The following is a 14,978-nucleotide window of genomic DNA, read 5'->3' as shown; positions in this document are numbered from 1 at the left end:
CGGGTTTCTGAAATCAGCGAACGTTCTTTTAAATAAAAAACTGCAGCAAACTAGTTCAATATGTTTTTTTATTGTTTTTATGAAACTCTCATTGGATTGAAGAAATTTGCGACACTCCTGCCGAATAACTGGTTAGCCGAGGTCCCGCAGACGCTTGCTTTGATGAGTCTTGGCAGCCAGTCGGCGGAAAGGGAGCGGGTTTCTGAAATTAGCTGGAACGTTCTTTCAAAAAACTTCAGGCAATCTCGCTTTTCTTCGAATTTGTCTACTGTCTGAGAGGGAGTTAATTCTCTCTTTTTTTGTTTTTGGTTAATTTAGGTATAAAGACCAAGGGGGTTCCCGGATGAAACTGATGCTATTTTACCATTAAATCATTTTGTTGATATATCATCTATCTTCTACTAGGTATTTTAGGGTGATTATAATGATAATATTCTGTTAATATTCGATGTTGTATTGTAAATTTGTTTTAAAATTGGATTATTTTGTTGTAATATAGGAGATACACGGATCTTTAGAGGAAAAAAGTAGGGTGGATTTGTGTATGGGTAAGTAAATTTGTCGGAATTCAATTTCTGGAAAAGTGCGCCAATTCTATCGATAAGTTAGCAGAATGTTATGCCAGTATAGAACTAATGGGGGGATTAACGATAATGGGGAAAAAGAAAATCGTAAAAATTGCATCAGCCACCATAATGGCTGCGACAACGATCGTAGCAGTAGCGCCGGCACCATCGGATGCTGCCACTAGCCTGAATAGTAAAATCAAAACGGCCAAGGCCGCCATCAAAAAACCATTCGACACCTATTTCTACACTTCTAAACTCGCTTCAGTGTCCACTGTTGAAAAACAAATCAAGTCTGCAAAACAAGCCAAAAAAGACATCAACTCTACCATTAAAAAATCAATGTTAAGCAAAAAAGAAAAAGATGCCAAATATAAAGAAATCGAAGCATATGATAAGTATATCACTCGTTCAGAAGGTTATGTAAAAGGATATAAAGCGGCTGAGAAAGCAAAAGCTGCACATGGCAAATCGATTGGCAACCTTACGAATTCAATACTTGCCAAGAAATCAATTGATATCAGGAATCAATACGAGGCACTGGACCAAGCCGTGAAAAAGGCAGATAAAGATATTAAAGATACGGTTTACGGTGCGAAAATCGAAAAGCTCCTATACGATAAATTCACTAAAGCGACCAAAACAGCTTTGAACGGTGACCTGAAAGTTCCATACTATTATGAAAAGGCTGCTTACTGGGTGAATAAGGGGGATTTAAAGACCGCGGACAAGCGGATGCAAACCGTTTCTTCGCAGTTGAAAAAGGTCAGCAAAACATCCAAGCTCGGAAAAGCCATACACGCCTATGTTAAAGAAGTGAAAGGTAAGTATGATGATGCGGTATATGCAGAAAAGAAAAAAGAAGTGGCAAAGCGGGTCAATGCCTATGTAGCTCTTGCCAATGGGGAACTTAAAACGAAAGAACAGATAAACGCGGCTAAAAAGGCGAAAGCAGCCATTAATTTGAATGGACTCAAGGAGTCGGACAGAAAGGAGTTCCTTTCGAAAATGGCATTGGCGGATAAGAAAGTCGCTGCTGCTGAAGAAGCTTTGAAAAACCCTGCGAAGGCGATCACGCTTTCCTTGATGCATACGAATGACACGCATGCCCACTTGGACAATGTGGCCAAAAGGGTGACGGCTGTCAAAGAAGTGCGTAAGAGCAAGCCGCAAGCTCTTTTGGTTGATGCAGGTGATGTATTCTCGGGAACTCTCTATTTTAATGAATTCAAAGGGCAAGCGGATCTTCGCTTCATGAACTTAATGAAATATGACGTAATGACATTCGGGAATCATGAGTTTGATTTGGGTTCAAGCGCCGAAGGGCATCAAGCTTTGGCTGACTTCATTAAAGGGGCAAAGTTCCCGTTTGTCAGTTCCAATGTGGATTTCTCCAAAGATGATAAGTTCAAGGGACTATTCTCGGATTTGATTTCAAGTAAGCCAGAGCAAGGGAAGATATACAATGGCATCATAAAACAAGTGGATGGCCAAAAGGTAGGGTTCTTCGGGCTTACAACTGAAGAGACGAAAGATATTTCAAGTCCAGGAAGTATAGAATTTGAAAACTATCTTGAAGAAGCCGAAAAAGCGGTCAAGGCATTCAAAGGCATGGGTGTCAATAAGATAGTTGCCGTATCCCATATCGGTTACGATGACAATGCAGCCTATGACAATGATTTAACATTAGCTGCCAAGGTCAAGGGCATCGACGTGATTGTGGGCGGACATAGCCATACGCAGTTAGACGCACCCATTGTTGTCGATAAAGATGATAAAGGGAAAACGAAAGAGCCGACTGTCATCGTTCAAGGGTATCAATATAGCGACTATTTAGGAACGATCGATGTGGAATTCGATAAGAAAGGCAAGATTGTCGGACAAGCAGGTCAGCTGATTAAGCTTTCTGAAAAACAGGATGATGCTGAAGCGGCAAAAGTCCTTGAAACATACTCCTCTAAGATTAAGGAGCTGAAGGAAACGAAGACGGGGGCAACTGCTGTGAAGGTCTTGGAAACACCGCGTGATTCAGGAGATGCAACGAAGCCGAGCGTTCGCAAAAATGAAACGGAACTGGGTAATTTAATTACGGATGGAATACTTAGTAAAGCGAAGGAATTCAATAAGGATACGGTCATAGCATTCCAAAATGGCGGGGGCATCCGCGCTGGCATCGATCAAGGCGAGATCACTTTAGGGGAAATCCTCACCGTTTTACCGTTTGGGAACACGTTAGCGACGATGAAGCTTACGGGTGCAGAAATCAAAGAAGCATTAGAGCATAGTGTAAGCCTCGCTCCTAAGGAAAATGGCGGCTTCCTGCATGTTTCTGGAATGAAATTCAGTTACGACAGTTCGAAGGAAGCAGGCAATCGTGTGACAAAGGTTGAAGTCCTTGGACTAGATGGAATATATTCCGAATTGGATGCAGCGAAGGAATATGTCGTGGCGACCAATGCTTTTACAGCCAAGGGCGGAGATGGATTCACCGTTTTCAAGAAGGCTTATGAAGAAGGAAGAGTGACGGATATCGGACTCGCTGATTGGGAGAATTTACGGGATTATGTAAGCGGGCTGAAAACTGTCGATCCAAGCATCGAAGGACGCATCAAGGATGTGGCCGGAAGCAATACAGGCCCGACTGTTGTATTGGCTAAAGACTTTGGCGGAACGGCTGATGCGCCAAAAACACATGAAGGTAATGTAGTTGTGGATATCACGGATATTGCTTCTTTGGAAAATGCAGTGGTCAAAGGGAATCTTACATTAACGGGAACTCCTCCGGATGATTTTACTTTTTCACAGGTTACGGTAGAGGGTAATTTGGATTTATCGGGATTTGACGGTAAGACCGTGAGCCTGAGCGGTGTCACCGTGAATGGCGAAACCATTCTTTAAGCGGTATTCAAATGATCGCTGGGCCTATGAAAAAAAAGTTGGAGGGGTTGAGGTCTTGAAGAAGAACGGGATAAGCAAGCTTTTCTTTGCCATACTGATCGTACTGTCAACGGTTCTGCCAAATGCAGCCGCTGCAAAAGCCGAAGGGACAATATCGGTAATGGAAGCGATTAATAATAACAGTGGAACGGCGACGGTGAAGGGATATATCGTCGGTACAGCTAAAAGCGGTACAAGCTATCAACAAACATCGCCTTTTACTGAAAGTACGAACATAGGAATTGCGGATAGTCCGGATGAAACGGATGTTAAGAAAATCATGCCTGTTCAGCTTCCAGCCGGAAATATTCGAACGGCTTTGAATTTGGTCGAACATCCGGAATTACTTAAAGTGCAGGTGACGATTACGGGGAAGCTGGAAAAGTACTTTTCAGTGCCCGGCCTGAAATCCGCAACGGATTACACGATCATCTCTGATGGGGGGACGACTCCTGAACAGCCTGATGTGAAGGTTCTGGACTCCATTGCCGAGGCGCGCATGAATACCGAAGATATAGTGCAGGTCGATGGGGTGGTCACCACGGGGATTGGTTATTGGGGAGGAAAAGGCTTTTATATCCAAGATGAAACGGCTGGGCTATATGTTTATGGTTCTTCGTGGCCTGCAGAAGTAAAGCAAGGGGATAAGGTTACATTAATCGGACAAGTATCCGCTTATAATAAGGAATTGCAAATCCAACCAACTTCCCTTGAAGTGGTTTCTTCCGGAAATGGACTTCCTGAAATCCAAAAAATTGATGCTTCTGGGGTCAATGAGGAAACACAAGGTGAGCTGGTCACCATTGAAAAGGCAACCATTACAGAATTGGCGGCATCGGGAACATACGGAACATTCGAATTCAAGGCAGAAGATACTGAAGGGAAATCCGTCATCGTTCGCCATGATAACCGGACCGGTTCGAATTATGAAGATTTCGTGAGGAGCTTTAAAGCAGGGGATGTCATTTCCGTAACCGGAATAGGATCGAGGTTCAATGACACGTTTCAGCTGAAGCCGCGTGGTATTGAAGATTATGAACTGGTGAACAAACCAGCCGTATACACGGATATTTTCCCTGGTACGGTTAGTGAAAATACAAAGGTATCACTTGAATCCGGTTGGGAAGAAGCGAAAATCCATTATACGCTGGATGGATCCACGCCGACGTCTTCAAGTGCTGTGTACACAGAACCTATCATTTTAACGAAAGATACGGTCATCAAGGCAATCGCTGTCAACGACAAGACATCGGAAGTTTTCACATTTGCCTATACCGTTAACAAAACCACTGAAGTGAAGATTCGTGACATTCAGGGGATGAATCATTTTTCATCCTATGAAACTCAACTCGTTTCAGGTGTGGAAGGTGTCGTCACTTATGTAAAAGATGCGAATAACTTTTACATGCAAGATCCCAACCCGGATAAGGACTTAACGACTTCCGAGGGAATACTTGTGTACAACAAAGCACATGGCCTGAAAGCGGGAGATCATGTCAAAGTGGCAGGTAAAGTCGCGGAGTGGTATATCGAAGGATACGCTGAAATGAAAACGACGGATCTGCCAACAACTGAATTAACCAATACGACGATTGAAAAGCTTGGCACTGCAGTGATGCCAGAACCGATCGTCATCGGAAAAGATGTCATTCCACCGTCTGAGAACATCGATGATGATAGATTGACAGACTTTAACCCAAGCGAAGACGGCATTGATTTCTATGAGAGTCTGGAAGGAATGCTCGTGCAAGTATATAACCCGAAAGTGGTTGCACCTCAAGACTATGGTGAATTAGTCGTGATTCCAGGGAATATGGAAACGACGACTGCAGCTGGAGGCGTCAAAATAACGGAAACGGATTTCAACCCTGAAAGAATTAACCTGGATATAAATGATGAATCATTTACAGCGAAAACGGGTGATTTCTTTGAAGGCTCGGTTACGGGTGTAATCAGCTATGGATATAGCAACTATAGGGTAGTGACGGATAAAGCTCAGCTGCCCGCGTTAAAGGATGGCGGTACGGATCGGGAAGTGACATCTTTAGAGAAGGATGCTGATAAGCTATCGATCGCTTCCTATAATATAGAGAATTTCTCCACTCAAACCGCTGATTCAAAAGTTGAAACGATCGCAACATCCATCATTACCAATCTTAAGCAACCCGATATCATCGGCGTAACGGAAATGCAGGATAATGATGGGGCAACGGATAGCGGGACAACGGATTCTGCTCAAAGTGCCAAGAAGTTAACCGACAAAATAAAAGAGCTGGGCGGACCGCAATATCAATACATCGATATCGCTCCAGAAGATAAACTTGATGGAGGTGCACCCGGCGGGAATATCCGTGTAGGCTTTTTGTATAATGTCGACCGTGTCAAATTGACTGAAGGAACAAAAGGGACGGCAACACAGTCCGTGGCCTTCAAAGATGGAAAACTTACCTTGAACCCTGGACGAATAGAGCCTGCTGATCCCGCCTTCACTTCAAGCAGGAAGCCTTTAGCCGCTCAATTCGAATTTAAAGGCGAAAGCGTAGTGGTGGTGGCCAATCATTTCAATTCCAAGGGCGGTGACCAGCCGTTATTCGGCAAAAACCAGCCTCCTGTCCTTTCAAGTGAAACGCAAAGGCTTCAAATTGCCTCTATCGTCAATCGGTTTGTCAGTGATATCAAGTCACAGGATGCCAAAGCGAATATCGTCTTGCTTGGAGACTTTAATGATTTTGAATTTTCGGCCCCGCTTAAAACATTAAAGGGCAAAGATTTAACCAATATGATCGAGAAAGTTCCTTTTGAAAAACGTTATTCATACACATATCAAGGAAATTCACAAGTACTGGACCATATCCTGGTATCGAATAATATGGCCGCATCCACAAAAGTCGATATTGTCCATATTAATTCATCCTTCATGGAAGTTCACGGAAGGGCTAGCGATCATGACCCTGTATTGATTTCAACCTCTTTATCTGAATCAGGTGGAGTTGAAACTCCTGCTCCAGAAAAAACGTATAATCTGACAAACGTTAAAACAAAAAAACTTACGATTGCTTCACCTAGTGTTTTGATCGATCTTGACGAAACATCCAACATCGAAGAAGGTATCTGGTTAAAAGGTTCATATGCTGTACTCAAAGGCCTTGGGCTGAAGAATGCTGCTGTGACGATAAAACCGGATAAGGATGGTGCAATCATTGATTTTGGCGGCATGGCGGTGAAGGAAGTCATCATTGATAACGCCAATGTAAAAGAAATCAGGGGCGCTGAAAATGTTCAGAAATGGTCGGTATCAGAAGGTGTCGACACATCGAATATCAAGTTTGTCAATTCCAAGGGGGAAGCGATTGCTTCCCCTTTCGACCCTAAAGAGAATCATGCGCCCGTCGTAATGAAAAAACTGGAAAATCTTGAAGTGAAAGCCGGTTCCAAGGTCAACATCGATTTGAGTGAGCACTTCTCGGATCCAGATGGAGATAAGCTGACCTTTTCGTCCACTATCGGTACAGTCACCGGCCAGACATTAACCCTTCCTGCAAATGCAGCTGGAACATACCTTGTCGCAGTCAAGGCCGAGGACCAGCAATCGGAAGCCGTTGCCCGTTTCACCTTGACCGTATCGAATGATAAGCCGCTTGAAACTTATTACCAAACGGCGGCAGGAAAAACGGGAACGGAATTGAAAGCGGTTCTGCACTCGATAATTAAGGGCCATACGATGTTAACTTATGATCAAGTGTGGAATGCCCTTAAAGAAACGGATGAAGATCCGGTGAACGAACAGAATGTCATCTTGCTTTACTCTGGAAAATCCATCTCGGAGAACGCGAATGGGGGCAATGCCGGACAATGGAACCGCGAACATGTCTGGGCAAAGTCCCACGGTGATTTTGGGACAAGCAAAGGTCCCGGGACAGACCTTCATCACCTTCGTCCCGCTGATGTGACAGTGAATGGCAAAAGGGGCCACCTTGATTTCGACGAGGGAGGTCAAACATATAGTGGATGTGAGTGTAAGTTTGATTCAGATTCATGGGAGCCGCCAGACCATGTTAAAGGCGATATAGCACGGATGCTATTTTACATGGACGTCAGATATGAAGGTAACGGCGAGTTGGATCTTGAATTATCCGATACAGTCAATACGTATCCGAAGCCGCTTCATGGAAAGCTATCGACACTTTTGAAATGGAATGATCTCGATCCAGTCGACGATTTCGAGAGCCATCGCAATGATGTCATTCATGACTGGCAAAATAATCGCAATCCATTCATCGACCATCCTGAATGGGCATCCGAAATTTGGGATGCCGCTGAATCCATGGATGAAAAAAAGGCGAGTTAAATCGGAGATCGAAGGGAAAAGCAGCCTGATGGCTGCTTTCAGACTGTAGACAAACTCGATGAAAAACGAGTTTGTCTACAGTTTTGTATGGTCCGCGAGCCTTCTCGGCTTGTGCCTGCGGGGTCTCCCTGGACCCGCTTTTCCCGCAGGAGTCTCGCACCCTCTTCTCCAATCAACTTTGTTATAGCATTTAGTTAGTAACCACACCTGAGGAGTTGAAAGGTGTTGGTTTGGGAACATTATTTGATGAAAGAGGCGTTTTCCGACCTCCATTTTGTCTGTAAACTGAAAGTGGCCACCAGGCTGCTTTTTTCATGCTTTTCTGCAAATTTAATGGATCGAATGTTAATTATCTTAAAATACTGAAAAGTCAAACATTACTCCTAAATTAAATAATAAAAATTATGGTAGGTATGTTATGTAATTATATGTTAATATGGGATATGCAATGAAAGGGTTTTCATTGCAGGAATGATAAAAATATCTTAATATAGTGATTATGCCGCTTTTTTATCTTCATTCACCCTTAAAAGACGGTTAAAAAATATATTGCCAGAAAAGGGGCATTAAACGATGAAATACAGATCTGCATTCGATATAATCGGTCCCGTCATGATTGGACCTTCAAGTTCACATACAGCAGGAGCTGCCAGAATTGGCAGAGTAGCAAGGACATTATTCGGAAAGCAACCGAAGAAAGCCATTATTTCTTTATATGGTTCTTTTGCAAAAACATACAGGGGACACGGTACGGATGTTGCTGTCGTAGGCGGGATATTGGATTTCGATACGGATGATGAACGAATCCCTGCCTCTTTAACGATCGCGGAAGAAGCCGGTATGGAAGTTTCCTTTACAATCGAGGATACGGTGACGGATCATCCTAATACAGTAAAGATCAGACTGTTCGATGAAGATAAGGAATTGGAACTTGTCGGTATCTCGATTGGCGGCGGAACGATAGAAATAACGGAACTGAATACGTTCAAGCTCAAATTGTCAGGGGAAAACCCAGCCATTTTAGTCGTCCATAACGATGTGTTTGGAATCATATCTTCCGTTTCGACAGTATTGGCGAATCATGAAATTAACATTGGACATATGGAAGTTTCTCGGAAAGAAAAAGGTCAAATGGCCCTCATGGTGATTGAAGTCGATCAGAAAATCCAGGGCGATGTCATGAGGGAAATTGAAGGATTGGAAAACGTGTCGCAAGTCATAAGGATGGTTGAATGATCATCATTAAAAGTGTTGGCATAGATATGGAGGTAAAAACATGTTCCGAAATGTAGCAGAGTTGGTTGAACTTGCTGAAAGTAAAAATGTAAAAATCGCGGAAATCATGATTTTACAAGAAATGGAGTTCTCAGGCCTGTCGAGAGAACAGATCATCGAAAAGATGGACAGGAATTTGACAGTGATGGAACAAGCGGTGGAAAGAGGTCTGAAAGGTGTGCAATCCGTGACAGGCCTAACGGGCGGAGATGCCGTTCTTTTGCAAAATTATATCAAGTCGGGCAAAGCACTGGCAGGTAATTTATTATTGGATGCCGTCAGTAAAGCGGTTGCGACGAACGAAGTGAATGCAGCCATGGGAATGATTTGTGCCACTCCGACTGCAGGATCTGCTGGCGTTGTGCCCGGTACATTATTTGCCGTGAAAGAAAAATTAAACCCGACCCGGGCAGAGATGATTGAATTTCTTTTCACTTCCGCTGCTTTTGGATTCGTGGTTGCCAACAATGCTTCCATTTCTGGAGCGGCTGGTGGCTGCCAAGCAGAAGTGGGCTCGGCAAGTGGAATGGCCGCAGCTGCGATAGTGGAACTGGCCGGCGGTACACCAAGCCAAGCTGCAGAAGCGATGGCGATCACTTTGAAAAATATGCTTGGATTGGTTTGTGACCCAGTGGCTGGATTGGTTGAAGTTCCTTGCGTGAAACGGAACGCAATGGGTGCATCCAACGCAATAACGGCAGCTGATATGGCACTTGCAGGCATTACGAGCCGCATTCCATGTGACGAAGTTATCGATGCCATGTATAAAATAGGCTTGACCATGCCAGTAGCACTTCGTGAAACGGCAGAAGGCGGTCTGGCTGCGACTCCTACTGGGCGAAAATTGGCAAAGGAAATTTTCGGTTCATATAAATAAACATTCAGTCCCATTAACATCAGGTTTTGTTAATGGGATTTTTAATTTGTCTTAAGAATAAATAAGACAATTTTTATGTATGAAAAAAGGAAATTAGAGGAAGATGGAGGGATTTGGCGTTTTTGGAAACGGAGATAGAAACAGTTGGTGAAAAATCTGAATTATCAGTGAATATGGAGCCGTAGCAACTTTGTGAGTTATCACTTTCAATGATAAGATGAGTACGAAATTCACTATGGGAAGGATTGATTCTTCATTAATTTTCTCGAATTAACGTACACGTCGGCAATGGAAAAAGCGATGTTTCAGGCTCATGGAATCGGCTATGCACTATATGCTCAACAACTGGAGCAACGCATGATGGTTGAACAAGAACGGGAACAGGATTATCTACAGGGCAGGCGTATATCAGAGGAGATGAGAGCCAATCTTTTTTTGGGGAGCTAATTTCGATTTACAATATCGATAACATAAGCGAAAATCAGGACAAAAGGAGCAATCTAAAAGATTGCTCTTTTTGTCCTGCCCTAAAAGGCTTGCTATTAATTAGATTTTCCATTAAAAAGAAGGAAACAACACTTTTAAATAGAATGTACGTTCATGAAGAGGAGGATGATCTTGTTGGAGAGAAGAGCATTACTTGTATCTGCATTACCGGGATATGAAGCGGAAATTGGGCGGTGGCTATGGTGTTTGGAGGATGTTCGCCGTACGCTTATATCGGAATTGACTGGAATCAGCCAAAATATACTCGATTCGAAAATCGATGAAAGGCAAACGATTAGCTCGATGTTATATCACATAGCGCTGATAGAGGCAGATTGGTTATACGAAGAGGTCCTTGTTACGGAATGGGATCCGGAAATATCCGCGTTGTTTCCATTAGGGTGCCGAGCTGAAGATGGCTCCCTAAATCACATTGAAGGAGAAACATTAGAAGAACATTTCTACCGCCTCAATAAAGTACGTGAGGTATTTCTTTCGAACTTTCGCACAATGGACCTAACGGATTGGCGTAAACCGAGGGTACTTGAACAATATGACGTCACACCTGAATGGGTCGTTTACCATTTGATTGAACATGAATCACATCATCGAGGTCAGATTTTTCAATTACTGAAGAAATTACGTAATGAATGAGAAGCGGTGAGGAGGCTTGGCAGGCAGTCGGCGGATAGGGAGCGGATTTCTGAAATCCACTGGAATGTTTAATAAATAAAGAACCTGTAGACAAACTTGCTTTTCTTTCAGTCTGGGAGCTGCCTTTATGGCAGCTTTTTGTATGTTGAGATACTGGATAGTTTTGATATTTATAATTCGACCTACAGAAAATGAAAAAAGTCCAGGAAATATTCCTGGACCGAGTTTATATCATTTAATCTAATTGGTGATATGACCGAATTTAGACTTTAAGATGCTGCTGGCATACCCAATGAATCCTCCAACAATAGCGGGGATGACCCACCCTAGTCCCGCCTCGTACATAGGAAGTATTGTAGTGAAGAAATCATTGATGAATGAAATGTGTACACCTGCTCCATTTAATCCATCGAATAAACTGACGATGAATGTTAAAAGTAAGCTGCCTTGATAAACTTCAGGTCTTCCTTTAAATAAAGAATGAAGAAATGTTAGGAAGATCAATACAATGGCTAATGGATAAATGGCTGTCATTACAGGTACAGAAATGGCAATTAACTCGGTTAGTCCAATATTGGCAATGATTGCACTGAATATGGATAAACTTATGGCAATCGTTTTGTAAGGCAGATTTGGAAATAGCTTATGGAAGTACGTCGAGCAAGATGTAATGAGTCCTACGCTCGTCGTTATACAAGCTACTGTGATCATCAATCCCAATAATAGCCCACCATATGATCCAAAATAGTAATCCGAGACTTTCGCCAAGATAATGCCTCCATTATCCAAGCGTCCAAGTTCCTCGACACTTGAAGCCCCCATGTAAGAGAGAGCTGTATAAATGGTAGCAAGGATGACGGCCGCAATGGCAGTCGCTTTTCCACAAACGATCATTATTTGTTTTTTTGTTTTGGCACCTTTTTCTTTGATGGCATTAATGATGATGATGCCAAAAACAAAAGATGCAAGAGTATCCATGGTTAAATATCCTTCTCTGAATCCATTGAAAAATGGTTGAACCATATAGTGTGCTGCAGGTGCTTGGAAATCCCCAATTGGATTAACGAAAGCGACAACAACCAGGATTCCAATGAACGTTAACTTGATGGGTGTTAAAACTTTCCCCACAATTTCGACAATTTTCGCGGGATTGAGCGAAAGAAGGCACGAAACCGTAAAAAAGATGATGGTGAAAATAAGTAAAGGCAATGGACCTGGATCTTCAGGCAAAAAAGGTTTTACACCGATCTCATAAGAAACGTTTCCTGTTCTAGGCATTGCGAATAATGGACCAATGGCTAAATAAAGAACGGTTGTGAATACAATACCAAAGACAGGATGGACACGGCTCGCTAATGATTGTAAGTCATCTTTTCCAGAAAAACCGAGTGCCAGCACACCAAGTAACGGTAATCCTACTCCTGTGACCAAAAACCCTGCATTAGCTGACCAGATATTCATACCTGCCGATTGACCAAGCATTGGCGGGAAAATTAAATTCCCTGCCCCGAAGAAAAGGGCAAATAACATGAACCCAATCACTACTATAAATGAAGATGGTACCTTATTAGACAAAATAAACCCTCCGAGAAACCAAAATTTTCTATTTTAGAAAATTATTAAATTTTCTAAAAATTATATAAGCACTAATACTAAGAACGTATCGTATTATAACTAAATTAAATTGATATTTCAATATATTTTTTGTTTTTTATTATTTCCTTGATGATCAGTGATTCGCCCTTATCTTATTTTGAACATCTATAAGCTGCTCATACTAATGAAATTTGAAATGTAAAGGAAATGAGGATGCGGAAAAAACTGCTTTGCATCGCGAACCAGTTTGAGATCACGATAAAGAGTGACGGTTTAGACGGTTGAATTAAATGGATTTTAGAGTGGACAAATTAAGGCGGTGTTTTAGAATGGGAGTATTTTTTGAAAAAATACTGGGTTTGTTCTATGAAAAACGGAAACAAAGCAAAAGGATGTTTTATTACTAATTTTGATATTCGCGCTTCCTATATTTAATATGGTTGGGTATTTCACGGATATGGACTTATTTTGGTTATCTGGCATTGTATTAATTGCAATCATTATTCTTGCGGCATCCATATATTTTGAAGGAAAAAGAAACAGGTAAAATGATGGTTAAACTTCGTTTGAGGGGACGTTAAACTAACTGTGGTTGGTGAATCACATTATTTCTGATTTTCCAAAATGCCGAGTGCGGATTGCAATGGCAAAAAATAACTTGAAATCACAGGGATTGTATATTCCTCTTCTGTCAATAATGGTATGGATAAGAATTTCTGCCGTTTGTATATAACTTACCGTTTTGTCGTGAAAGGAACTTATGAAAATGCTCGAGAAGGGTAAAATCGGAAGCCGTCAACTGATGATATTAGTGATTTTATATACGCTTGGAGATTCTATTTTAGTCATTCCCTCCGTCGTCGCTTCCGAAGCTGAACAAGATGGTTGGATTTCGGGCATTATAAGCGTGGCAATAGCTCCGTTATTGATTGTTTTTATATATGACGCCTTAAGGAAATGCTATCCTGATTTAACGTTAGTGGAATACAGCCAAAAAATTCTGGGTAAGTGGTTGGGAATGGCAATTTCCCTTCTATTTATAAGCTACTTTTTTATAACCACAGCGACTTACCTGAGTGAAATTGGGGATTTTATGGTAACTCAAATTATGCCTGATACTCCAATTCAAGTGATCATGATTCTTTTTATGAGTGTCGTCCTCATGGCCGCGCGTCTTGGTTTGGAACCTTTGGCCCGCAGCGCGGAAATATTTTTCCCCTATGTTGTATTACTTGTATCAACATTGATAATTCTTCTGCTTCCCGAGATTAAATTTCAAAACCTGCAACCCGTATGGGAGGGAGGATTGAAACCGGTTATAAGGGGATCTATACCATTTATTGTTTTTCCGTTTATTGAACCGGTTGCGGTTCTAATGATCCTCCCGTTCGTAAGTCAAAAAGACAGAATAAGAAAAAGCCTTTTTGTCGGTCAATTGTTGGCTGGAAGTGTATTGATCATTATAACCATGTTTGCCATCCTTGTACTTGGTTCCGAGTCAACGGCAAGACAAAATTATCCAATCTATATGTTGGCTAAGAAAATAAATATCGCCGATTTCTTGACGCGGCTGGAGGCAATAATGGCCATAATATGGTTCATCACAATTTTTATTAGATTTAGTTTGTTTTTTTATGTGACCGTTTTAGGTCTGGCACAAACGTTAAAAATGCAAGATTATCGTCCTCTGGTTTTTCCGTTTGGTATCCTTTTGATTGCCTTTACATTGATTATGTCACCGAATACTGTTCATTATAATAAATTCATTACAGAAATCTGGCCGTTTTATGCCATGACATTCGGATTTCTGCTGCCATTGATATTACTAATAATCGCCAAGGTTCAGAAAAATGATCAACGTAACTAAGGCGGGTCTATCAGTTAAGAAACTAGTGTAAAATTCCATTAGAAACTCAGGTGTCATTTTTTACTTTGTCTACATCTTTATTAAGACTTGTACAAGTTAGACGCCGATATCCACTACAGGCACTCGCTTTCCGCGGGCGGTCGGCCCTCGGCGCCTTGCGCCTGTGGGGTCTCCCCTCGACGCGCTTTTCCCGCAGGAGTCTCGCACCTTTCGTTCCAGTCAACATTGTTTTGAAATTTTAGATAAAACCCTTTTGTCTACATTTTTATTAGGACGTGTACAAGTTAGACGCCGATATCCACTACAGGCACTCGCTTTCCGCGGGCGGTCGGCCCTCGGCGCCTTGCGCCTGTGGGGTCTCCCCTCGACGCG

Annotated in this window: 8 protein-coding genes; 7 read left to right on the top strand and 1 reads right to left on the bottom strand. The window is 42.2% G+C overall.

The window, feature by feature from the left end; translation table 11 throughout:
• Positions 1 to 653: 653 nt before the first annotated feature.
• From ACIQYG_RS17600 to ACIQYG_RS17575, 6 genes are all read left to right on the top strand, one after another.
• On the top strand, positions 654 to 3,464 hold the full coding sequence (locus tag ACIQYG_RS17600) for a bifunctional metallophosphatase/5'-nucleotidase (protein WP_402840365.1): 2,811 nt from the start codon (positions 654 to 656) through the stop codon (positions 3,462 to 3,464).
• Positions 3,465 to 3,519: 55 nt separating this feature from the next.
• A complete protein-coding gene (locus ACIQYG_RS17595) occupies positions 3,520 to 7,851 on the top strand; it encodes an endonuclease (protein ID WP_402840362.1) in 4,332 nt (1,443 codons plus the stop codon).
• A 573-nt stretch (positions 7,852 to 8,424) separates the two neighbouring features.
• Positions 8,425 to 9,087 (top strand): L-serine ammonia-lyase, iron-sulfur-dependent subunit beta, encoded by a 663-nt coding sequence (sdaAB, locus tag ACIQYG_RS17590; RefSeq protein WP_402840359.1) that lies wholly within the window; start codon positions 8,425 to 8,427, stop codon positions 9,085 to 9,087.
• Between the two features lie 40 nt (positions 9,088 to 9,127).
• Positions 9,128 to 10,003, top strand: coding sequence for an L-serine ammonia-lyase, iron-sulfur-dependent, subunit alpha (gene sdaAA, locus ACIQYG_RS17585; protein ID WP_053536547.1), 876 nt, complete (start codon positions 9,128 to 9,130; stop codon positions 10,001 to 10,003).
• Between the two features lie 300 nt (positions 10,004 to 10,303).
• Positions 10,304 to 10,450, top strand: coding sequence for a YuzK family famiily protein (locus tag ACIQYG_RS17580; protein WP_402840357.1), 147 nt, complete (start codon positions 10,304 to 10,306; stop codon positions 10,448 to 10,450).
• 171 nt (positions 10,451 to 10,621) lie between these two features.
• Positions 10,622 to 11,143, top strand: a complete 522-nt coding sequence (locus ACIQYG_RS17575; RefSeq protein WP_402840354.1) for a DinB family protein — start codon at positions 10,622 to 10,624, stop codon at positions 11,141 to 11,143.
• A gap of 240 nt (positions 11,144 to 11,383) precedes the next feature.
• On the opposite strand, the gene brnQ is transcribed toward ACIQYG_RS17575, so the two are convergent.
• A complete protein-coding gene (gene brnQ / locus ACIQYG_RS17570; RefSeq protein ID WP_402840351.1) occupies positions 11,384 to 12,718 on the bottom strand; it encodes a branched-chain amino acid transport system II carrier protein in 1,335 nt (444 codons plus the stop codon).
• Positions 12,719 to 13,505: 787 nt separating this feature from the next.
• Here brnQ and ACIQYG_RS17565 point away from each other — a divergent pair.
• Positions 13,506 to 14,606 (top strand): GerAB/ArcD/ProY family transporter, encoded by a 1,101-nt coding sequence (locus ACIQYG_RS17565; RefSeq protein WP_402840349.1) that lies wholly within the window; start codon positions 13,506 to 13,508, stop codon positions 14,604 to 14,606.
• Positions 14,607 to 14,978: the final 372 nt, after the last annotated feature.

The sequence above is a fragment of the Peribacillus sp. NPDC096622 genome, from assembly GCF_044762665.1.
Taxonomy (GTDB): Bacteria; Bacillota; Bacilli; order Bacillales; family DSM-1321; genus Peribacillus; species Peribacillus frigoritolerans_B.
The sequence above is the reverse complement of the archived record's forward strand: the minus strand, read 5'-3'. Positions and strand labels throughout refer to the sequence as shown.